Source organism: Mycolicibacterium neoaurum, assembly GCF_036946495.1.
GTDB classification, from domain to species: Bacteria; Actinomycetota; Actinomycetes; order Mycobacteriales; family Mycobacteriaceae; genus Mycobacterium; species Mycobacterium neoaurum_B.
The window spans coordinates 2,737,731-2,759,053 of the sequence record NZ_JAQIIX010000002.1 but is presented as its reverse complement, the minus strand read 5'-3'; the positions used below and the strand labels follow the sequence as shown (position 1 = coordinate 2,759,053).

23 protein-coding genes are annotated in these 21,323 nt (G+C 67.5%); 9 read left to right on the top strand and 14 right to left on the bottom strand.

What is annotated here, in order from left to right:
- Window positions 1–14: 14 nt before the first annotated feature.
- Together PGN27_RS18690 and PGN27_RS18685 are read right to left on the bottom strand one after the other, a co-directional pair.
- Window positions 15–1,394: an NtaA/DmoA family FMN-dependent monooxygenase gene (locus PGN27_RS18690; protein WP_335327454.1), complete on the bottom strand. Its 1,380-nt coding sequence runs from the start codon at window positions 1,392–1,394 to the stop codon at window positions 15–17.
- Window positions 1,395–1,404: 10 nt separating this feature from the next.
- Complete coding sequence (locus PGN27_RS18685) at window positions 1,405–2,253, bottom strand: sulfurtransferase (RefSeq protein WP_335327453.1); 849 nt, start codon at window positions 2,251–2,253, stop codon at window positions 1,405–1,407.
- 247 nt (window positions 2,254–2,500) lie between these two features.
- Here PGN27_RS18685 and PGN27_RS18680 point away from each other — a divergent pair, with 247 nt between their 5' ends.
- Together PGN27_RS18680 and PGN27_RS18675 are read left to right on the top strand one after the other, a co-directional pair.
- Window positions 2,501–3,334, top strand: coding sequence for a sulfurtransferase (locus tag PGN27_RS18680; RefSeq protein WP_335327452.1), 834 nt, complete (start codon window positions 2,501–2,503; stop codon window positions 3,332–3,334).
- Window positions 3,298–4,629, top strand: coding sequence for an MFS transporter (locus PGN27_RS18675; RefSeq protein WP_335327451.1), 1,332 nt, complete (start codon window positions 3,298–3,300; stop codon window positions 4,627–4,629). The genes PGN27_RS18680 and PGN27_RS18675 overlap by 37 nt, the downstream gene beginning before the upstream one ends.
- Window position 4,630: 1 nt before the next feature.
- Here the strand turns inward: PGN27_RS18675 and PGN27_RS18670 are convergent, their stop codons facing one another.
- From PGN27_RS18670 to PGN27_RS18660, 3 genes are all read right to left on the bottom strand, one after another.
- Window positions 4,631–4,960 (bottom strand): 4Fe-4S binding protein, encoded by a 330-nt coding sequence (locus PGN27_RS18670; protein ID WP_335327450.1) that lies wholly within the window; start codon window positions 4,958–4,960, stop codon window positions 4,631–4,633.
- A complete protein-coding gene (locus PGN27_RS18665) occupies window positions 4,957–6,498 on the bottom strand; it encodes an FAD-dependent oxidoreductase (RefSeq protein WP_335327449.1) in 1,542 nt (513 codons plus the stop codon). Before PGN27_RS18665 ends, PGN27_RS18670 begins: the two co-directional genes overlap by 4 nt.
- A 126-nt stretch (window positions 6,499–6,624) precedes the next feature.
- Window positions 6,625–6,882, bottom strand: coding sequence for a MetQ/NlpA family ABC transporter substrate-binding protein (locus PGN27_RS18660; protein ID WP_418888660.1), 258 nt, complete (start codon window positions 6,880–6,882; stop codon window positions 6,625–6,627).
- A 135-nt stretch (window positions 6,883–7,017) separates the two neighbouring features.
- Between PGN27_RS18660 and PGN27_RS18655 the strand changes: the two genes are divergently transcribed.
- Window positions 7,018–7,263: a TOBE domain-containing protein gene (locus tag PGN27_RS18655; protein WP_335327448.1), complete on the top strand. Its 246-nt coding sequence runs from the start codon at window positions 7,018–7,020 to the stop codon at window positions 7,261–7,263.
- 28 nt (window positions 7,264–7,291) lie between these two features.
- Here the strand turns inward: PGN27_RS18655 and PGN27_RS18650 are convergent, their stop codons facing one another.
- Window positions 7,292–8,419, bottom strand: a complete 1,128-nt coding sequence (locus PGN27_RS18650; RefSeq protein WP_335327447.1) for a glycosyltransferase family 4 protein — start codon at window positions 8,417–8,419, stop codon at window positions 7,292–7,294.
- Between the two features lie 96 nt (window positions 8,420–8,515).
- Between PGN27_RS18650 and PGN27_RS18645 the strand changes: the two genes are divergently transcribed.
- Window positions 8,516–9,178 (top strand): DsbA family protein, encoded by a 663-nt coding sequence (locus PGN27_RS18645; RefSeq protein WP_335328780.1) that lies wholly within the window; start codon window positions 8,516–8,518, stop codon window positions 9,176–9,178.
- Here PGN27_RS18645 and PGN27_RS18640 read toward each other — a convergent pair.
- The 5 genes from PGN27_RS18640 to PGN27_RS18620 are packed head-to-tail and all read right to left on the bottom strand — an operon-like array spanning window position 9,136 to window position 13,848.
- Window positions 9,136–9,660, bottom strand: a complete 525-nt coding sequence (locus PGN27_RS18640; protein WP_335328779.1) for a DUF3592 domain-containing protein — start codon at window positions 9,658–9,660, stop codon at window positions 9,136–9,138. The genes PGN27_RS18645 and PGN27_RS18640 overlap by 43 nt on opposite strands.
- 35 nt (window positions 9,661–9,695) lie before the next feature.
- A complete protein-coding gene (gene menD / locus PGN27_RS18635) occupies window positions 9,696–11,354 on the bottom strand; it encodes a 2-succinyl-5-enolpyruvyl-6-hydroxy-3-cyclohexene-1-carboxylic-acid synthase (protein WP_335327446.1) in 1,659 nt (552 codons plus the stop codon).
- Window positions 11,355–11,363: 9 nt separating this feature from the next.
- On the bottom strand, window positions 11,364–12,152 hold the full coding sequence (locus PGN27_RS18630; protein ID WP_335327445.1) for an alpha/beta fold hydrolase: 789 nt from the start codon (window positions 12,150–12,152) through the stop codon (window positions 11,364–11,366).
- A 10-nt stretch (window positions 12,153–12,162) separates the two neighbouring features.
- Window positions 12,163–12,876 (bottom strand): DJ-1/PfpI family protein, encoded by a 714-nt coding sequence (locus tag PGN27_RS18625; protein WP_335327444.1) that lies wholly within the window; start codon window positions 12,874–12,876, stop codon window positions 12,163–12,165.
- A gap of 9 nt (window positions 12,877–12,885) precedes the next feature.
- Complete coding sequence (locus PGN27_RS18620) at window positions 12,886–13,848, bottom strand: GlxA family transcriptional regulator (protein WP_335327443.1); 963 nt, start codon at window positions 13,846–13,848, stop codon at window positions 12,886–12,888.
- A 90-nt stretch (window positions 13,849–13,938) separates the two neighbouring features.
- Between PGN27_RS18620 and PGN27_RS18615 the strand changes: the two genes are divergently transcribed.
- Complete coding sequence (locus PGN27_RS18615; protein ID WP_335327442.1) at window positions 13,939–14,277, top strand: type II toxin-antitoxin system HicB family antitoxin; 339 nt, start codon at window positions 13,939–13,941, stop codon at window positions 14,275–14,277.
- Window positions 14,278–14,388: 111 nt separating this feature from the next.
- Here the strand turns inward: PGN27_RS18615 and PGN27_RS18610 are convergent, their stop codons facing one another.
- The 3 genes from PGN27_RS18610 to PGN27_RS18600 all read right to left on the bottom strand — a co-directional run bounded on the left by PGN27_RS18610 (window position 14,389) and on the right by PGN27_RS18600 (window position 17,348).
- Entirely contained in the window at window positions 14,389–15,351 is a 963-nt protein-coding gene (locus PGN27_RS18610; RefSeq protein WP_335328778.1) for an o-succinylbenzoate synthase, read from the bottom strand.
- Window positions 15,352–15,410: 59 nt separating this feature from the next.
- The gene (locus tag PGN27_RS18605; protein WP_335327441.1) at window positions 15,411–17,033 is read right to left on the bottom strand and encodes an amidohydrolase; all 1,623 of its coding nucleotides are present in this window, start codon (window positions 17,031–17,033) and stop codon (window positions 15,411–15,413) included.
- A 63-nt stretch (window positions 17,034–17,096) separates the two neighbouring features.
- Window positions 17,097–17,348, bottom strand: coding sequence for a DUF3253 domain-containing protein (locus tag PGN27_RS18600; protein ID WP_335327440.1), 252 nt, complete (start codon window positions 17,346–17,348; stop codon window positions 17,097–17,099).
- A 58-nt stretch (window positions 17,349–17,406) separates the two neighbouring features.
- On the opposite strand from PGN27_RS18600, the gene fadD8 reads away from it, so the two are divergent.
- From fadD8 to PGN27_RS18580, 4 genes are all read left to right on the top strand, one after another.
- A complete protein-coding gene (gene fadD8 / locus PGN27_RS18595; protein ID WP_335327439.1) occupies window positions 17,407–19,017 on the top strand; it encodes a fatty-acid--CoA ligase FadD8 in 1,611 nt (536 codons plus the stop codon).
- A gap of 84 nt (window positions 19,018–19,101) precedes the next feature.
- A complete protein-coding gene (locus PGN27_RS18590; RefSeq protein WP_335327438.1) occupies window positions 19,102–19,329 on the top strand; it encodes a hypothetical protein in 228 nt (75 codons plus the stop codon).
- 58 nt (window positions 19,330–19,387) lie between these two features.
- On the top strand, window positions 19,388–20,008 hold the full coding sequence (locus tag PGN27_RS18585; RefSeq protein WP_335327437.1) for an SOUL family heme-binding protein: 621 nt from the start codon (window positions 19,388–19,390) through the stop codon (window positions 20,006–20,008).
- A 62-nt stretch (window positions 20,009–20,070) separates the two neighbouring features.
- Complete coding sequence (locus tag PGN27_RS18580) at window positions 20,071–21,309, top strand: GNAT family N-acetyltransferase (protein WP_335327436.1); 1,239 nt, start codon at window positions 20,071–20,073, stop codon at window positions 21,307–21,309.
- Window positions 21,310–21,323: the final 14 nt, after the last annotated feature.

The window sequence follows — 21,323 nt, the reverse complement described above, 5'->3', positions numbered from 1 at the left end:
TCTCGCGGTCGGCGTCAGCCGAACGCCGCCTCGCCTACCGAGTGCAGGGTCCCGGTGTGCACGTGGTTCTCGAAACCGTCACCGGGCCGGGCCAGCCCGAGGGTGTCGCGCAGTGTCGTGCCCGGGTACTCGGTGCGGAAGATGCCCTTGCGCTGCAACAGTGGCACCACATGGTCGACGAAGGCGGTTGCCACATCGGGCAGTTGGGCCGACATGATGTTGAATCCGTCGGAGGCGCCGGCCTGCACCCAGGTCTCGATCTGGTCGGCCACCTGCTCCGGTGACCCGATGGCGGTGACGTGGGTCAGCCCGCCACCCTGGCGGGCCAGGATCTGGCGGACCGTGAACTTCTCACGTCGGGCGGTCCCGATCAGCGCCGCGAAATGCCCGCCCTGGGCGCCGAGTTCGCCATCGGCGGGCACCAGGTCCCACGGCAGTTCCTTGTCCAGATCCAGTGCCTCGACCGGAACACCGATCTGCAGGGCGAGCGCGTTGATCGCGAAACGTTCGGTATGCAGCTCACGCAGTTCGATCTCACGTTCGCGGGCCTCGCGCTCGGTAGGCGCGACGAGGGTGATCAACCCGGGCAGGACGCGGATGGAGTCCGGGTCCCGGCCCCAACCAGCCGCGTGCTCGCGGACGGTGTTACGGAAATCGATGGCCGACTCGATGGTGGGCTGCACGGTGTAGACGGCGTCGGCGAAACGCGAGGCCAACCCGATGCCGTCCGGGGATGATCCGGCCTGGACCAGCACCGGATGCCCCTGCGGGGAGCGTGGAAGCGGTAGCGGACCGGCAGTGCTGACGAACTCGCCGCGGTAATCGACGGCGCGGATCCGTTTTTCGTCGACGTAGGTGCCGGTCGCGCGGTCGGCCACCCAGGCGTCGTCGGCCCAGCCGTCCCACAGCGCACGGACGGCCTCGACGAATTCATGGGCCCGCCGGTAGCGGGCATCGTGGTCGAGTCCGTGCTCGCGGCCGAAGTTGCGGGCCACGTCGTCCCCGTTGGTGGCGACGATGTTCCACGCCGCGCGACCACCCGAGATGTGGTCCAGCGTCGAGATGCGCCGAGCCAGGTTGTAAGCCGAGTTGTACGAGCTTGATCCGGTGGCGACCAGCCCGATGTGCTCGGTGTGCTGGGCGATGGCGGCGAAGGCCAGTGTCGGGTCAAGACCGCGGAACGGTCGGTATTCCCCCCGGTAGCGCCACACCGGGGTGTCGGCCAGGAACACCGCGTCGAACTTGCCGCGTTCGGCGATCTTGGCGACCTCGATGTAATGGTCAAGGCTGCTGTACTGCTGGGCGTCGCCGCTGCCGGCCCGCCACGCACCGGGGAACACGCCGCCAGGAATTAGGTTGAGGTTCAGCGTGATCGAATCACGGGTGAAAGCCATAACAGAGTCCTCACTTCTCGATCGGAAAGCCGACGATGCTGCCCCACTCGGTCCACGAACCGTCGTAGACACGCACGTTGTCGAGACCCAGGACCTCCGACAGCGCGATCCAGCCGAGGGTGGATCTGTGGGATAGTCGGCAGTAGTTGACGATCAACCGCGGATCGCCATCGACGCTGCGACCGACCAGCTCACGCAGTTCGTCTGCCGACTTGAGCCGGCCGTGTTCGTCGAGCAGCTCGCGGAAGAACAATGGCTTGGCGCCGGGAATCCGGCCGTGCCGTTCGGCACCGTGGTCGATCGGTGCCGTCGGTCCGCTGACACGCTCGCCGGAGTACTCCTGCGGTGTCCGATAGTCCAGCAGCACCACATCATCGGCGCCAAGCAGGCCGCGCACCTCATCGCGGCCGATGCGCAGCGCCTCGTGCGCGTCCGTTGCCACCGGCACCGGCAGGGGCTCGGTGGCGGGCTCCCGGGTGACAGTCAGTCGATCGGCGGTGGGGGCGCCGATGGCCCGCCAGGCCTCCAGGCCCCCGTCGAGGTAGGACACCTCCTCGTAACCACGCACCCGCAACGTCCACAGCAGGTAGGCGGCGAACTGTGTCGGATCCCCGGCCAGCACGATACGTGAGCCCTCGCCGGCACCGAGGTCGAACAACCGCCGCGAAAGCTCGGCACCGTCGGCAAGTTCGCGCTCCAGCGGATGCCAGGCGAGGTCTTTCCAGAACACCGCCCGGGCGCCGGGGATCAGCGGCGCACTCGGCTGGGTGGCGTGCACCTCGATGACGACCAGCCTCGGATTCGCCAGTTGCTGGACGATCTCCTCGACGGACACGACACCGTGGGTAATGAGTGGCATGACACATCCTTTGTGACAGCAATTGTGTGACACACAATTTCGGGATGGCCCACATTGAATGTCACCGGGACTCCACTGTCCATATTTTGAATAGCGTGAATTTATTGACGCATGGCCGCGATTGACTGGTATAGCGTGTGACGGCGACCGAGGTGAAATACATTGCACGACAGTATGAGCCGTCGATGTTCACATAAAATGTATCAATACATATCTGCAACGTATTCGGATTGTGAAGGAGTGAGGCATGGGCGATCAGGCCCGGACCGGGCATGTCATCGCGCCGAATACATTGCGCGCCCAGCGCTCCGATGTGGTGCTGCTCGATGTGCGCCAGGCCTCGGACGCGGACGCGCCGGACCTCGACGCCTTCCTGACCGGACATATTCCTGGCGCGATCTTCGTCGACCTGGACGTTGATCTGGCCGGTGTCAGTACCGGCACCAACGGGCGACGACCACTTCCCGGACCGGCAGAGTTCCAGAAGAAAGTGCGCCAGTGGGGTATCCAGGTCGATACCCCGGTGGTCGTGTACGGTGCCACTGGATCGGCCGCACCCGCCCGCGCCTGGTGGTTGCTGCGTTGGGCCGGAGTGCAATCGGTGCGGATGCTCGACGGCGGCCTGGATGGTTGGGTAGCCAACGGTGGCGAGCTGCAGACCGGTGCCACGCAGACGCAGCTTCCGGAGAGTGATTTCGACATCCGGCCCGGCGGGATGCCGGTCGCCGAGCTGACTTCAGTGCCCGATTTTGCCGCCCGCGGGCTACTGCTCGACGCCCGCCCGGCCGCCAAATTCTCGCATCCGACCGCACCGGGAGCTGGGCACATCCCCGGGGCGCGCAGCGTTCCTGTTGCCGAATCGCTCGACGCAGAAGGCTATCTGTTGCCGAACGCGGAGTTACGGAAACGTTTTGTCGGCGTCGGTATCAGTGAATCGGACGAACCCGCGGCGTACTGCGGCACGGGGGTCGCCGCAGCCCTGGAGGTGCTGGTGCTCACCGTCCTCGGTATCCGCGCGCACCTGTACGTCGGGTCGGCGTCGGAGTGGACAGCAGATCCCTCACGCATGCTCGAACAGTGAAGGGCCGAACCAGACGCGGATCGGGCCTGCTGCTGGATCTTTCGCCATTCCGCGCGAGCCGCGCCTTCGGAAGGCTCTGGCTCGGAAACGCGCTGGGTAGCGTCGGTCAGGAGATGACGGTCGTCACTGTGGCGTTGCAGGTGTATGCCGTCACCTCGTCGACCCTCGCGGTATCGCTTATCGCCGGCATTGCGTTGGCGCCGATCGTAGTGATGGGTCTGTACGGGGGAAGCCTGGCTGATCGGTTCGACCGGCGTCTGGTCGCGATGGTCGCCTCGGTCATCTCATGGCTGGCCATCATCGTGCTGGCCGTGCATGCCTGGCTGGGCGGCACGTCACTATGGGTCCTGTACGCGGCCGCCACCGTCAACTCGGTGGCAGGCACGGTCGGCGGGATCACCAGGCGGGCCATAGTTCCCCGGCTGCTGCCGCGCGAACTGCTGCCTGCCGCGGCGGCGCTCAACGGCATCAACATGGGTTTGATGGCCACGGTGGGACCACTCCTCGGCGCGGCAGCGGTGGGCGCGGGCGGGTTTCACGTGGCCTATGGGCTCGACGTGCTGTTGCACACCGCGGCCTTCCTCGGGGTGTGGTCGCTACCTACGCTGCGACCGATGTCCGATCCACAGACCGGCGTGTGGCGGGCCGTCCGGGAGGGCTTGGGCTATCTGCGCCGCGCCGGCAATATTCGGTACGCCCTCACCATCGATCTGGTCGCGATGACGCTGGCCCAACCGCGGGTGCTGTTCCCCGCTCTGGGTGCGGTGACCCTCGGTGGCGGCGTCACGACGGTCGGTGTGCTGTCCGCTGCCTCGGCGGCGGGCGCCATGCTCAGCTCGTTGTTCTCCGGGTGGACGGGCGCTGTGCGTCGGCAGGGGCTGGCGATCTTGGTGGTCACCTACATCTATGCCGGTGCCATTCTGGCGTCCGGAACGATACTGATGGTCGCGACGGTCTGGCATCGCGATGTCGAGGTCAATCGTCTTGGTATTGCGGCCCTGACGGCCGTGTTGGCCGTCGGCGGCGCCGCTGATGGCGTGTCGGCCATCTTCCGCGGCGCCATCCTTCAGGCCGCCGTTCCCGACCAGTTACGCGGGCGGGTGCAGTCCATCTTCAGCATCATCGTGACCGGCGGACCACGCGTCGGCGACGTAGTGACCGGTGCCGTGGCCAGCGTGTTGGCGATCTGGAGCCCGCTGGTGGCCGGTGGCGCCGTCATGCTGGTCGTCGTTTGGTTGCTGGCGCGCCGGGTGCCGGGTTTCGCCCGTTACGATGCTGCCGACCCGCAGCCCTGATTCATGGCGTCTCGGGCTGAATGGCCGTGCGGGCGCCCAACGTCCGGCCCTTACCCCAGCCCAGGGACCGTCGGTAGGAGCCCAACAGATCCGCGTCGAGGACATGGGTGAGATCGCGCAGCGGTGCCCCATCCGGCAGCGGCGCCAGTGTCGGCGCGACGAACAGGGCATCGGTCGGGCAGTACGCCTCGCACTGGAAACAGGTCTGACAGCTGTCATGCCGGGCGATCACCGGGATGCCGTCGGCACCGCGGTCGAACACTCGCGTCGGGCAGACGTCGATGCACTTGTCGCAAGCTATGCACCGCTCTCCGACGATGATCTCGATCACGCGGCACGTCCGGTGGCGATGAGCCAATCTGGTTCGGGACGAGACCATAGTGTGTCCAGTCCGCCGGTCAGCAGCCGGTACTCCTGAGCCGGATCGAGTTCGGTCAGATCGAATCGCCGGTGCATACCCCTACTTTCGGTGCGCTGTAACGCGGCGTAGTACATCCACCGGGCGTGTGCCAGCATGGCCGTGGCCTCGCGAGCCCGCAATCGGTCCTCACCGGTGATGTTCGGGTCGACAGGCATGTTGGCCCACATGTCATCAAGTGAGTCCAGCGCGGGCACCAGCCGATCGGCGTGCCGCAAACAGTTGATTTCATAGGGCAGTACACGATCACGCACCGCCGCTACCAGATCGCGATATCGGACGGCCCCCGGGCGGCCGAGCTGCAGCAGAAGACCCGCGGGCCGGCGCCGCTGCCGGGCAAAGGCCGCCGCACCCTGGCCGGCCCAACCACCCGAGCACGCCGCCCATGCAGCGTTGTGGCTGCCCCCGCCGGTCCAGGCACCGGCGATGAGTTCACGGGTAGCCGCGTCGCCCGCGGCGAAGAGTCCCGGAACATCGGTGGCACAGTCAGTTTGGGCGATACGGATCCCACCGGTGCCGCGGATGGTTCCCTCCGTCACGAGTGTGATCTCGAACCGCTCACTGAACGGATCGATACCCAGCCGATCGAACGTGAGAAAGAAGTTGGGTTGGGCGGTGCGCATCATCGCCTGTTCGGCCACCGTGGCGCGGTCGATGCAGGCCAGCACCGGCTCGGCCAACATGGTCGTCGCCATCAAGGTGCGGTCCTTGGAGCGCGGCACATCGAGCACGGACCCGTCCGCACGATAGAAGGTAGCCCAGTTGTAGAACGCATTCTTGGTGACACCGGTTCCCCTTGGCGCGATCGCATACGCGTTGGAGAATTCCATCCCAGACAGTACTGCTCCGGCCTCGACCGCCATCAACGCGCCATCGCCCGTATCGACATCGCAGCCAAGGGTTTTGGACTGGAAGGCACATCCCCCGGTTGCCAGCACGACAGCACCCGCAGAGATGCGGACCTCCGCGCCGGTACGCCGATCCACCGCAACGGCGCCGGAGACCGCACCGTCGTCATCGCTCAACAGGTGTAGCGCCGGCGTGTGATCCAGAATGCGCACTCCCAGCCGTTGCAGCCGCAACCGCTGTCTGCGCATGTACTCAGGTCCCTGCAGATCATCCATGATGGGGTTGCCATCGGGTCCGATCGGGAACGGATAGCGCTGGACCCGGGCGATCTCGTGCATTCGGGTGAACGTCTCGTCGAGCACCCGAGCCATCCAGGAACGCTCGGTGAGCCCGGCGCCGATCTTCTCCCTCGCGGCGATCGCGTCGTCACGTCGCTCTTCCGGGACGAACCACACACCGGTGCCCGCCGATGCGGTCGCACCGCTGGTGCCGGTATATCCCTTGTCCGCCAGCACGACATCGACACCGGCTTCCGCCGCACGGATCGCCGCCCAGGTACCCGCCGGACCGCCCCCGATGACCAGGACGTCGGTCTCCGTCATTGGTGGTGTCGGCTTTCGGCATCGGCGAGTGGGTAGCACTGCGATCTTGGACCGACCGGCCCAAGGAGAAAAGACTTCAACTCATCGCGATTCCGTCACCCATCCCAGCAGTGACGATCGCGTCGGCTAGAACGCCGGTGACACGTCGCCACCCGGCCACTTCTGCTCGATGAACTGCTTCGTCTGCTCGCTGTGCAGCAATTCGTTGAGCTTCACGATGTCTGGATTACTCTGGTTATCGTCGCGGCTGACAAGGAAGTTGGCGTACTGGTTGCCCTCCAACGATTCCACGATGAGGGCGTCCTTGAGGGTGTAACCGGCGTCGAGGAAGTAGTTGCCGTTGAGGATCGCAAGGTCAACGTCGGGAACTGCCTTCGCCTGCAGGTCCGGTGCGGCTTCGATGAGTTGGAAGGTTGAGCGAGTGCGAACCTCCTGAGGGACACGCTACGCGGCGGGATCTTCACGGCCGACGGTATACGGTTCGCCCTCGCGGGCTCGCACGGCGAGGTCACACTCGGCGTGCGTCCGGAAGACCTGATCGTGACACCGCTCGATGCCGGCGACGGCGTTGTCGAGCTGGTCGAGTTGCTCGGCCCGCGCTACGCACTGATCGTCCGCGTCGGCGGACACCGATTGACCGCCGTCGTCGAGGCCGCCGCGGTGGCGGGATGGCGCAGGCCCCCCGCACCGGGCGACTCCGTCACCATCGACATTCGACAAGATCATGCACATCTGTTCGACGAGGCTCAAAGGCGGATCGCGTGACCACCCGGCATCACCGCGGCCACCGGGCTCACGCCGCCCGGCTGCGCCGGGTTCCGATGACCTCTTCGTAGTGCCCGAGCAGCTCATCGCAGACCGCGGGCCAGGTGCGGGCCAGCACGCTGCGCCGGGCCGCTGCCGAGTAGCGGGGCCGGTCGGCGACCAGATGGTCGACTGCATCGCCGAGTCGGGTCGTGAAATCGTCGACGTCGAGCAGCAGCCCGGTGTGCATCGGGACGACCAGATCGCGCGGACCGCCGGCATTGGGCGCCACCACCGGCAAACCGGATGCCATGGCCTCCTGGACCGCTTGGCAGAACGTCTCGTGCTCACCGGGGTGGACGAACACGTCCATGCTGGCGTACGCGGCGGCCAGCGCTGCTCCGCGCAACTCACCGGTGAACACCGCCGTCGGCATCAGTGATTGGAGCTTGGTCCGGTCCACACCGTCGCCGACGACGACCACCTGCAGGTCATCGCGGGCGGTCAGCACCGCCAGCCGCTCGACATGTTTCTCCGGAGCGAGCCTGCCGACGAAACCGACCACCGGCTTACCCGAAGGCGACCAGCGCCGACGCAATGCGTCATCACGCGCCGACGGCACGAAACCGCCGATGTCCACCCCGCGCCCCCACTTGTGCAGCCGCGGGACACCATGGGCGGCAAGGTTTTCCATCGCCGAGGTGGACGGGGCCAAGGTCCGGTCGGCCTTACTGTGCAGTCTGCGGGTCCACGCCCATGATGCCCGCGACAGCACGCCGACCCCGTAGCTCTCGGCGAAACCGGCGACATCGGTCTGGAACACCGCGACCGTGGGCACGCCGAGATGGCGTGCCGCGTGCACACCACCCCAGCCGAGCAACGCCGGCGAGGCGAGATGGACGATATCGGGGTCGAAGCCGCGCAGCACACCGACGATCCGGGGGCGCGGCACACCCAACGGGAGCGAGGTGACCTTCGGGAACATGTGCGAGGGCACCCGGTGCACCCGCACGCCATCGTGCACCCGGTCCGCCGGCGGCTGCCCACGCGGCGAATCCGGCGCGATGACCAGCACCTCGTGTCCGGTGCGGCGGAGATGCTCGATCACCCGAAGCACCGAGTTGGTGACGCCGTTGACATTCGGGAGGAAGGATTCGGCAACGATCGCAACGCGCACGCCCTGACTGTCGCAGCAACGGTTGACCACACGGTTGCGCGCGGGCGTCCGGCATGCGAACACCACGACAGCGGTACGGTGGTCGACGTGCGTCGAATGATGGCCGTGCTCACCGGATTGACGCTGTTGGCCGGTGTGGGGTGCACCAAACAGATCCAGGGCAGCGCCCTGCCCGACCCCGACGCACCGTTGACCCAGGTGAGCGAGGACGGGTACGGCCTGACCGCCGGATTTGCCGACGCCCCGGTGCAGATCGAGATCTTCGCCGAACCGCAATGCTCACACTGCGCGGACCTGCAGCGCGATGTCGGTGAGGGATTGCGCCATTACATCGGCCTCGGCCAGCTGGCCGTCACCTACCGTCCGATGACCTTCTTGGACACCGGCGATCTCGGTTATTCCGCCCGGGTCAGCAATGCGCTGTTCGTGGCGGCCTCGGGGACCGACTCCCCCGCGGTGGCGTTCCAGCGGTTCGTGGAGGCGTTGTGGGCCGATCAGGACCCCTCCGGCCGCGGCCCCGACGATGACGAAATTGCCGAAAAGGCCGGTGCCGCCGGGCTACCCGAGGATGTGGTGGGGCGCATTGCGCGCGGGGAGACCGCGGTGGATGCCGTCGAGATGGACGCCGCCAACTACGATCTGCTCTATCTCGTCGACCCGATGTATACCGGCACCCCGACGGTGTACAACCTGAACACCGACGAGACCGTCGATATCTACGATGCGGATTGGCTCGACAAGCTGATGTCCTCAGCCTGATCAGCGGCCTGCTCGCCGGCGGGCTCGTCGTCCTCGACCCGGCGTGCGATGACGGCAACGACCAGTAATGCGGCCCCGGCGATCAGCCAGCCCAGCACCGCGATCGAAGCCGCCGGGATGATCGCCAGCGCGGCGTTGCGATCCTGCACGCGCACCAGATCGGGGTCGCTGCGGTCGTATTCGACGTAGATGCGCATCCCGGTGTCCAGCTCGGAGGGATAGAGCACGCCCAGTTCCGGCCGATAGGTGACACGGTCCGGGGTGACGAACTCGATGGTCGAGCGGCGCGGTCCCGCGTCGAGCACCTCGGCGGCGGCGACCCCCATATCGCTCTCGATGCGCCGATCGTTCTCCCAGGCACCGAGGACCAGCAGCACCGACTGGAACGTCACCACACAGGCCGCAAGGACGATGCCGACCCGGACCCTACGAATGACGCGCTGTCGGCGAGTCTCGGTGCCGTCGCCGAACATTCGCGGCATCCGCCGCCACAGCTCGGCCAGCACCGTGCGCAACGTCACTGCAGCGCCGCCCGGATGGAGGCATGCAGGGCGCGCAGTGAGGTCCGGTCCGCCTTGACCTCCAATACCCGCATTCCCTCGACCGGTTCGGCCAGCACCTCGGTCAGGGAATCGACGTCGACCTGTCGGTTGGGCACGTGATAGGCCTGGCACAGCGCCGCGATGTCGACATCGTGCGGGGTCCCGAAGACGCGGGAGGACACATCGGAGAACCGTGGGTCGCCCTGCTCGAGCAGTTCGAAGATGCCGCCGCCGTTGTCGTTGGAGACCACGATGGTGAGGTTGCGCGGGACCGGTTCGGTGGGCCCGATCAGCAGGCCGGAGCTGTCGTGGACGAAGGTCAGGTCGCCCACCAGGGCGACGGTCTTCAACGGGGTGGTCCCGCTGCCACTGCGCTCATGTGCCAGCGCCGCCCCGATGGCCGTGGAGATGGTGCCGTCGATGCCGGCAACGCCGCGATTGGAGCGCACCTTGACCCCGGGCTGGTTGAATCCGGCCAGCGCGATATCGCGGACCGGGTTGGATGCGCCGAGCACCAGCTGGTCACCATCTCGCAGACCGGCCGTCACCGCCGCCGCCACGTGCAGACCGGTGGTGTGCGGATGCTGTGCCAGTTGGGCGCGCACCGCATCCAACGTCCGACGGTGCAGGTCCTCGGCGCGCTGCAGCCACAGCGAGTCCGGCGCGCCGGTGGTGACCGCACGCGTGCCGGTGGCCTGCGAGTTGCCGGAGACGTCGGGCCAGCGCGGTCCGGTGGTGAGCGCGTACACCGGCACCGCCGGATCGGCCAGCAGTGCCGACACGGTGCGGTGCAGGGTGGGCCGGCCCAGCATTATGACCTGGGCGGGTCGCAACAGGGGCAGCGCCAGCGGGTGCAGCGGGTTGGCCGCCGCCGGTGCCGTCGGTTCGGCGACGGTGGGCAGTCCCGCCAGGTTCGGGTGCACCCCGGCGCCATGGCCTGCGATCACCACGGTGTCCGCACTCAGATCGATATCCAGGGGCTGGTCGAAGGTGACCGGCGGGGTGTGCGTCCAGGAGCGGCCGTCGGGCCTACCCGCCGGGGTCGGCGTGGCATCGTCTAGATCGGGCACCAACGGTTCGCGCAGCGGGATGTCGAACTGCACCGGTCCGGCGTTCGCGCTGCGAGAACCCTTGGCCGCCACCAGCACTCGACAGGTCGCCGAGCGCCACTGGGCGTTCAGCGCGGCCATATCACCGGAGTCGCCACCGGGCCCCTCGGCGAGTCCGAGGCTGATGCTGGAGCGCACCTGGGATCCGAAGTAGCCGAGTTGCTCCATCGTCTGATTGGCCCCGGTGCCGAGCAGTTCGTAGGGCCGGTTGGCGCTCAGCACGATCAGCGGCACGCGCGCATAGTTGGCCTCGACCACCGCCGGGCCGAGGTTGGCCACCGCGGTGCCCGAGGTCATCGCGATGGGCACCGGCGCCTGCCCGGAGATCGCCAATCCGATCGCCAGGAAGCCCGCGGTGCGTTCGTCGATGCGCACGTGCAGCCGGACCCGGCCGGCCCGGTCGGCATCGTGCAGCGCGAACGCCAGCGGGGCGTTGCGTGATCCGGGGCACAGCACCACATCGCGGACACCGCCGCGGATCAGTTCGTCGACGACGATGCGCGCCTGGATCGTCGAGGCATTCACTCGATCAGCCTAAGTCTTGGCTTCGGCGAAGAATTCCAGGATCGCCTCGTTGACGGTCTCCGGATGCTCGATGAAGCCCAGATGCCCGGCGTCGGGGATCTCCAGGTACCGCCCGCCCGGGATGGCGTCGGCGACCTCACGGCTCAGGTGCGGGGCCATCAGCACGTCATCGCCGAAACCGATCACCAGCACCGGAACCTTGATGTGCTGGTAGGCGGGCAGCCGGTTGCCCTCGGGCGCGATGGCCAGCTGGCTCTTCAGTCCCGGGGTGTACTTGGTGGGCCACATGGTGAACATCTCGGCCCAGTCCAGGACGGCCCGGTCATCGTTGAGGGTCTTGGGCGAGAAGTTCTCCATCAGCCGGATCTTCGCGTCATAGCTGGGCGGCAGGGTGATCCCCGCCTCATGGAAATCACGTTCGGCCTTGTTGAAGAACTCGCGCGCCTTGTCGTGACGGCCGCGGGTGGCCATCAGTACTGCCTGGCTGACCAGCTCGGGGCGCGAGACCATCAGCTCCTGGGCGATGAACGAGCCCATCGAGACGCCGACCACCCGCACCGGGCCGCCGACGACCTTGGTGATGAGGTTGGCGGTGTCGGCGACCACCTGTTCGGTGGTGAATCCGCTGGCGTTCTCGGTGGCACCGACACCGCGGTTGTCGAAGGTGATGACGCGGTAGCCGGCCCGCTGGAACGCCGGGACCTGATGAAGGTGCCAGGTGCGTCCGGCCCCGCCCCGGCCAGCGATGAAAAGCACCGGTTCGCCGGTGCCGCCCTTGTCGACGTATGCCAGATTCATTTGCTCGAGCCTACTTGCGGCTGCGAGCTCTCCTGATTGCGTGATCCCACAGCAGGCCCACGGTCGCCTTCAGTGCAGGTGGGCTGGCAAGTTCGCGGGCCATCAGCGCCGTGGCCGCGGCCTTGGTGGCGGTCGACGCCTTCGACATGTGCCCGGAGTCGAACGGCGGCTGTGGGTCGTACTCCATGGACAGCTGGATGGCCTTGGCCTTGGCTTCTCCGCCGATCTCGCCTGCCAGCCACAACCCGAGGTCGATACCCGCCGACACCCCGGCGCACGTGACGATGCGCTGATCGGACCGAACGATGCGCTCATCGCCCACCGGCGTCACGCCGAACGCGCGCAGCGACTGCACGGCGGCCCAGTGCGAGGTGGCACGTTTGCCGTCGAGCAAGCCGGCTGCGGCCAGCAGCACCGAACCGGAGCACACCGAGGAGGTCCAGGTGGTGTTCTGGTGGGCGCGGCGCAGCCAGTCGAGGACCCGCTCGTCGCGGGCATGTTCCATCGTGGTGAATCCGCCGGGGACGAGCACGATGTCCGGTCTGGGTGTCTCGTCGAAGGAGTGGGTGGCGCCGATGACGAGGACGCCGGAATCGGCGGCGATGGGCCCTGCTTCATGCCAGACGAAGCGCACCTCGGCGTCGGGCAGCCAGCGCAGCACCTCGTACGGACCGATGAAATCCAGCGCGGTGAATCCGGGGTAGAGCACGATGGCGATCTGCATGTTTGCCTCCTAGGCGAATGACTTGCGGTATTGGTCGGGCGAAATGCCAAGACGTCGAACGAAATTGCGGCGCAGGGTTTCAGCGCTGCCGAAACCGCACCGGGCGGCGATGACCGTGACGGTGTCGTCGGTCTCCTCGAGTTGGCGGCGGGCCGCCTCGGTGCGGATGCGTTCGACATAACTGCCCGGCGCCTCCCCCACCTCCTCGGTGAACACCCTGGTGAAGTGCCGCGGGCTCATGGCCGCCCGCCGCGCAAGTTCACCGATGCTGAGCACGGCGCCCGGTTCGGCCTCGATGAACTCCTGCACCTCACGGATCGGTTCGCGTTTGGCCCGCGGCGCCCACACCGGTGCCGCGAACTGGGTCTGCCCGCCGGGGCGACGCAGATAGAGCACCAGCCAGCGGGCCACCGTCTGCGCGACATCGGTGCCGAGGTCGTCCTCGACCAGATGCAGGGCCAGGTCGATGCCCGCGGTGACACCCGCGGCGGTCCACACCTGCTCCGAGCTCCTGACGAAGATGGGCTCGGGGTCGACGGTCACGCCGGGGTACTGGTCGGCAAGGTGGCCGGCGGCCGCCCAATGGGTGGTGGCCCGGCATCCGTCGAGCAGGCCCGCCTCGGCGGCGAGAAAGGCACCCGAGCACACCGTGACGACGCGGCGCGCGGTCTCGGCCACGGTGCGGATCCACCGCACGGTGGCGGGGTCCTTGCGCACCGTCTCGGTCCCGAAGCCACCGGGCACGATCAAGGTGTCGATGGACGCGGTGTCGGGCAGCGCCGCCGCCGCGAACTCCAGGCCCGTCATGGTGCGGACCGGCAACCCGTCCAGTGATACCAACCGGACGTCGTAGCGGTCAGGCCGGCCCATCGCACCCAGCTGCATATTGGCTCCGGTGAAGACGTCGAACGGGCCGGCGATGTCCAGAGCCTGCACACCGTCGAACCCGAGGATCACCACCGATCGCGTCACGCCCCCATCGTCACCGGCCCGACCCCATGTCGTCTACGCCACGCATCCCACAGATCAGGACATGTCGGATGGCGGGGCCATGCTGCCGGCATGACGGAATACACGTACCGGGCGATGTGGTCGCCCGCCGCGGGGTCCTATGTCGGGACCTGTCTGGAGTTCCCCGGGCTGCGGCAACACCGGGGAACGGCGGGCGAAGCCATCGCCGCGATCGAGAAGATCGTCAGAGAGGATGTCGCCGCCGCGACGGCCGACGGCTGGACCGCCCCGGAGTCGCTCACCGACCGCGAATACAGCGGGCGGTTCGTGCTCCGCGTCTCTCCGGAATTGCACGCCCTGCTCGCCGTCGAGGCGACCGAACAACGGATGTCGCTGAACCAGTGGGTGGTGCAGAAGCTGGTCGGCCGCACCGATTTCCGCGGCTTCTGACCCAATGATGGGTCTGCATATGTAGTACCGCCGGTGGTACTACCGCCGCGGTAGTACTACCGGTGATACTACGTCCGCAGGGGCATCTCGATTGGTCACAGCGGTGGCCGGTCACAGCAGCGCGTGACAGCGCCGCACCCGTTCGATCCACCACTGGCGGCGGTCCGGCGGTGCGGCCAGCGTGGTCAACCGCGCGCGATCCGGGACCACGGGACCGACCGGGAGAAAGCCGTCGACCGGCGCCACCGGGTCCACGATGTCCTCCACGAACAGTCCCCCGGTTCCCAGCCCGCAGGCGTACGGCAGCTCCGGGAGGCACCCGGCAGCCAGCAACCCGCGGGACATGCCCACTGCGCTGTCCAGCGCACTGGATACCACCACCGGGATGCCTATCCGTGCGGCGATCACCAGCAGCCGCTGCACACCGCCCAGCGGAGCGACCTTGACCACCGCGATATCGGCAGCGCCCAGCGCCACCACCCGGAACGGGTCGACGACCTTGCGGATCGATTCGTCGGCCGCGACCGGGGTGTCGATCCGGCGGCGCACCTCGGCGAGCTCCTCGGCGGCGGCGCACGGTTGCTCGAGGTATTCGAGCTCGCCGAGCGCACCGGCCGCCTCCACCGCCTCGGCCACACTCCAGCCGCCGTTGGCGTCGACACGCACGGTGGGCACGAGCGCCCGCACGGCCTCGACCCTGGCGACATCATCGGCCAGACACTGTCCGGGTTCGGCGACCTTCACCTTGGCCGTCCGGGCACCGGGGAATCGCGCCAGCACCTCGGGCACCTGTTCCGGCGCCACCGCAGGCACGGTCGCATTGACGGGAATGCGGTCACGATGCGGGACGGGTGCGGGTCGGTAGGCGGCCTCGACTGCCGAAGACAGCCAGTGCGCGGCCTCGGTCGGTTCGTATTCGGTGAAAGCGCCGAACTCGCCCCAGCCGGACGGCCCTTCGATCAGCGCGACCTCACGGACGGTGATGCCGCGGAACCGGACCCGCATCGGCAGGGAGACGACGTGCAGACGCTCCAGCAGATCATCCAGCGGCGGGCACTCGAACGGTGGTGCGATCGCGATCCTCCCAAGGTCACCAGCAGGGCACCCATGCTAGCGGCGGTCAGCGTGCGGGCTCATTCGGGTTTCGGGTGGACCTGCCTGCCCGCCAGGTAGGTGGCCCTGACCTGCAGATCGGCCACCGCCTCCGGCGCGACAGCACGCGGATCTGCCGACAGCACAACGAGATCGGCGTACTTGCCGACCTCGATCGAGCCGATCCGCTCATCGTCGAACAGCTGATAGGCGGCATCGAGGGTCTGGGCGCGGATGGCCTGGTCGAGTGTGAGGCACTCCTGGGGTGCGAGCACCCGTCCGCTCGGCGCCGTGCGCGTCATGGCCACGCTGATATTGCGTAGCGGCTCCTCGGGCGTGACGGGCGGGTCGTTGTGCAGGGAGATGCGCATGCCGGTGGCCACCGCCGAACCGCACGGCATCCACCGCTCACCGTGCTCGGGCCCGAACAACCCGTCGACGATGACGTCTCCCCAGTAATGCAGATGGTCGACAAACAGGCTGCAGGTCACTCCGAGCGCATGGGCGCGCGCCAGTTGCTCGTCGGTGATGGCGCCGACGTGTTCCAGGCGCAGGCGGTGGTCATCGCGCGGATGGGCGCGCAGCGCCTCTTCGTAGACGTCCAGGATGGTGTCGACGCCGTTGTCGCCGTGCACGTGACAGGCCAGCTGCCAGCCCTGCGGATAGAACGTCCCGACGATCTCGGCCAGCTGCTCGCGGGTGTAGTTCGCGTGCCCGCAGGAGCCGGGGACGACGCCGATGGTGCGGGTGGCCTCGGTGTCCAGATAGGGAAAGCTCAGGTCGATGTTGCCGACCCACGGTGAGCCGTCGACCCAGATCTTGATACCGATCTGACGCACCAGATCGTCCCCGTCGAACGGCTGGGCGTCGGTGTGCAGATCCGCCGTCGACATCTCGTAGGTGCGCAGCCGGACCGTCAGCTGGTCGTGCATCGCCGCCAGCACCGGCCGGAACATCGGGTCGAAGGCCATCTCCGAACAGGTGGTCAGGCCCGCCCGGTTCAGCCGATCGCACTCGGCCAGCAGCATCGCCGGGTAGTCGGCCACCGCGATGGCACCGCCGATCAGCGGGAACACCGCGGCGGACTCCTCGGCGGTGCCGTCGAGTTCACCATCGGCACCGCGGCCGTAGCGAGCCCCCTTGGGATCGGGGGTGTCCTTGGTGATCCCGACCATGCGGGCCGCCGCGCTGTTGAAGAACGCCTTGTGGCCCGAGTTGTGCATGATCACCAGCGGGGTGTCGGCGACACTGTCCAACCACCGCAGGGTCGGATCTGGTAAACCCTTCTGCAACAAGGCATCCCAGCCGTTCAAATATGCACCGTCGGCGCCGCGGCGGGCGACCTCGGCGTGCACCGCGGCCACCACCTCCTCGGCGGTGGGCAGCGTCACCGGCCGGATGTCGACCATCCGCTCGGACAACGCCACCGCCTCCATCAGCGGATGGCCATGTGCCTCGATGAAACCGGGTAGCACGCAACCGTCACCGGCCGACAGCACGGTGGTATCGGGTCCGATCCAGGCCTGAAGTTCGTCCTCGGCCACGTCGACGGCGGCGATCCGGCCCCCGACGACGGTCAGGTTGTGCGCCTCCGGGCGGGCATCGTCAACGGTGAGGATGGTGCCGGTGATGACCAGATCGGCCGGCGTATCGGGGCCTGACATGGGCCAAGGTTAGAGGCCGACCGCGTCGTCCCCGGGCGAAACGAACGACTCGGTCATCATCGATCAGCCAATGGCCCTGATTCGGATCGGTCCGCGCCAGTCGGCGTCCGGGTCGAGGACCGTGCCGCGCTGACTGATCTCGACCACACCGCCCCGCGCCAGGTCTCGGGCGATATCCCTGGCCGCATCCATCAGCTCGCGCCACCGCTCACCACCCACCGTGCGTGCGGCATCCGACGGGCAGATGGTCTTGTCGGGGCCGCGCTCCCGGGCCAGAGACAGGATCGCGCGCCGCAGCTCGGGGTTCTGGCTCACCCCTCCAGTGAACACCGGACCTTGAAACTAAATCTGTAACACGTTCTAATCTGATGTCATGAGCGACTCCCAGCTGCGCCATTTCCTGCACTCCGGCCATCTCACCGTCGGCGCGCTGAAGCGCCATAAGGACCGGCCGGTGTTGTTCCTCGGCGACACCACGCTGACCGGCGGCGAGCTCGCCAACCGCATCAGCCAGTACATTCAGGCCTTCGAGGCGCTCGGCGCCGGGACAGGGGCGGCGGTCGGACTGCTCTCCCTCAACCGCCCCGAGGTGCTGATGATCATCGGCGCCGGCCAGACCCAGGGCTACCGCCGCACGGCACTACACCCTCTCGGCTCGCTGGACGACCACGCCTATGTGCTCTCCGACGCCGGGGTGACCTCGCTGATCATCGACCCGCAACCGATGTTCGTCGAACGGGCGCTCGGACTGATGCAGAAGGTCCCGTCGCTGGAGCAGGTCCTGACCATCGGCCCCGTGCCCGCCGAGCTGACCGAAGCCGGTGTGAAGGCCGTCGACCTCAGTGCGGAGGCCGCCAAGTACGACGCCAGACCGCTGGTCGCCGCCGATCTACCGGCCGACCACATCGGTGGTCTGACCTACACCGGCGGCACCACCGGTAAGCCCAAGGGCGTGATCGGTACGACGCAGTCGATCACCACCATGACCACCGTGCAGCTGGCCGAATGGGAGTGGCCGGAGAATCCGCGGTTCCTGATGTGCACCCCGCTCTCACATGCCGGCGCCGCGTTCTTCACCCCGGTCATCGTGAAGGGCGGCGAGCTGATCGTGCTGACCAAGTTCGATCCGGCAGAGGTGCTTCGGGTCATCGAGGAACAGAAGATCACCGCGACGATGCTGGTGCCGTCGATGATCTACGCCTTGATGGACCACCCCGACAGTCACACCCGCGACCTGTCGTCGCTGGAGACCGTCTACTACGGCGCCTCGGCGATGAACCCGGTGCGCCTGGCCGAGGCGATCCGCCGGTTCGGCCCGATCTTCGCCCAGTACTACGGGCAGTCCGAGGCGCCGATGGTGATCACCTACCTGGCCAAGAAGGACCACGACGAGAAGCGGCTGACCTCGTGCGGCCGACCCACGCTGTTCGCCAAGGTGGCGTTGCTGGGCGACGACGGCAAGCCGGTGCCCCAGGGCGAGGTCGGCGAGATCTGCGTGGCGGGCCCGCTGGTGTCGGGCGGCTATTGGAATCTGCCCGAGGCCACCGCCGACACCTTCAAGGGCGGCTGGATGCACACCGGCGACCTCGCCCGCGAGGACGAGGACGGTTTCTACTTCATCGTCGACCGCACCAAGGACATGATCGTCACCGGCGGCTTCAACGTGTTCCCGCGCGAGGTCGAAGACGTCGTGGCCGAGCACCCCTCGGTGGCCCAGGTGTGCGTGATCGGCACGCCGGACGAGAAGTGGGGCGAGGCGGTGACCGCGGTGGTGGTGCTGCGTCCCGATGCCGCGTCCGACGAGTCCGCGGTGGACGTCATGATCGCCGAGATCCAGGCCTCGGTGAAGGAACGCAAGGGTTCGGTGCACGTGCCCAAGCAGGTCGTCGTGGTGGATTCGGTGCCGGTGACCGCGCTGGGCAAGCCGGACAAGAAGGCGGTGCGTGCGCAGTTCTGGGAGGGTGCGGGCCGCTCGGTCGGCTGAGTTTCCCCGCCGAGGATTGGGGCGGGGCGGTCCGGGGTACAGATGCGCTGACAACGTAGGCATCCCGAGATAGGAACCCCGACGATGGACGACCGCGTCGCAGTCGCCTCCCGCCCCGCGACCTCCGAGGCATTAAGCACCGGAGCGCTGTTCCTGTCGATGATCGGGATCATCGGGTTCGCCCTGACCATCGGAACCTTCGGTCTGGAACGCATCGGTCTGACCTTCGGAGTCGGCCTGCTGTCGCTGACCAGCTTCGTGGTGAGCATGTTCTTCTTCCGGGCGGAGGCCGACGAATTCGGCGAAAGCTGACCGGCGGTCGACCCATCCGTCACCCGATCTGCCGCGAATACCTTCATCAGGAAGGAGCGTGGCAGTGAATCTCGTCAAACTGGCCGGTCAGATCGTCGAATCGGTGCCATCGGTGGTCGGCGTGCGGACCGTGGAGGAACCGCGCTACATCAGCCGCCCACTCACCGGCAACGTCGAGATCAGGCGGTACAGCCGCCGGATCGCAGCGCAGACCACCATCACCGGCGACCGAGAACGGGCCCTCAACGCGGGATTCCGGAAGCTGGCGTCCTACATCTTCGGTGGAAACCAGCGCCGGACGGAGATCGCCATGACCGCACCGGTGAGCCAGCAGGGCGGTGCACAGGAGATCGCCATGACCGCGCCGGTGAGCCAGGAGGGCAGCGCCGAAGAGGGCTGGACCATCCGGTTCTTCATGCCGTCGGAGTGGACGCTGGAAACCCTGCCGGAGCCCGACGATCCGGATGTCGATCTGGTGTCCGTGCCGCCCGAAACCGTTGCGGTCATCCGCTTCACCGGGGACCGCAGCCCCGCGGCCGTCGCCCAACAGGCCGCCGATCTCGTCGACACACTCGGCGCGAACGGCATCGAACCGGCGGGCGAGCCGATCGCGTGGTTCTACGATCCGCCCTGGACGCTGCCCTTCCGCCGGCGCAACGAAGTGGTCGTGACGATCTAGGCAGACCTGCGCGCGAGAAAATGACGCGCGCCCGATCGTCCCGTCACGGTAGACATGGGTATGTGCCCGAGCTGACCCTGCGCGCCCTGCGCGACGACACCGACTACCAGGACTTCAACACCGCGATGGCCTGGGGCTTCCTGGAGGACCCCCAGCCCGACGACATCAGACTCGCGCGTGCCTTCACCGACCTGGACCGGATGTTCGGGTTTCACGACGGAACCCGATGGGTGTCCACCGCCGGGGATTACCGCAAGAAGGTCGTGCTGCCCGGCGGCGTACAGACCGACGTGGCGGCGGTGACGGGCGTCAGCGTCGCCTCCGACCATCGGCGGCGGGGGCTGCTGAGCCAGATGATGCGCCATCAACTGGACACCATCCGCGACCGCGGTACCGAGGCGGTGGCCATGCTGTTCGCCTCCGAGACATCGATCTACGGCCGCTTCGGGTATGGGCTGGCGAGCCAGAACGCCACGTTGTCCGGCCCGGTGCGCGATCTCGGCTTCCGCCCCGACGTCGACCTCGGGGGAGGTTCCGTGTCGCAGATCGGCGTCGACACCCTGCTGGATGTCGGACCCGTGATCTATGACCGGGCAGTGGCCGATCTGCCGGGTCGGATGGACCGGCCGCGTGCGTGGTGGGACTATCAGGTCTTCGACAACGACGAGCGCCGTAAGAACAGCGGCAGCATCCGATTCGCCCTGCACCGCGAATCTGACGGTACGCCAAGCGGATTCGCTCGGTACCGGACCAAGTCGGCGTGGGATGCCAGCGGCCCCATCGGAGAGCTGCACGTCGAGGAGGTGCGCGCCACCAATCCGCGTGCCTACGCCAAGCTCTGGCGATTCCTGCTGGAGATCGACCTGATTCGACGTCTGGTCTTCAAGGACGCCGCCATCGACGAACCGCTGCGCGGACTGGTTGCCGACAGCCGAGCGTTGCATTGCGAGGTGTCCGACGGCATCTTCGTCCGGCTCGTGGACGTGAGGCGGGCACTCACACTGCGCCGCTATGCCGCACCGGTCGATGCGGTTCTGGACGTGCACGACGAGTTCTGCCCGTGGAACACCGCGCGGTACCGACTGCGCGGTGATGTCGACGGTGCGAAATGCGAAAAGACCGATGCACCTGCCGATATCGCCATCGGTGTGCGTGACCTCGGCGCGGTGTACCTCGGCGGGACCACCCTTGCCCACCTCGCTGCCGCGGGTCTGGTCCACGAACAGACCGCCGGTTCGGTGCACCGGGCGTCCGTCGGCTTCGGTTGGCCGGTGGCGCCCGCCATCCCCGACCACTACTGAGAAAGGACGGCCCC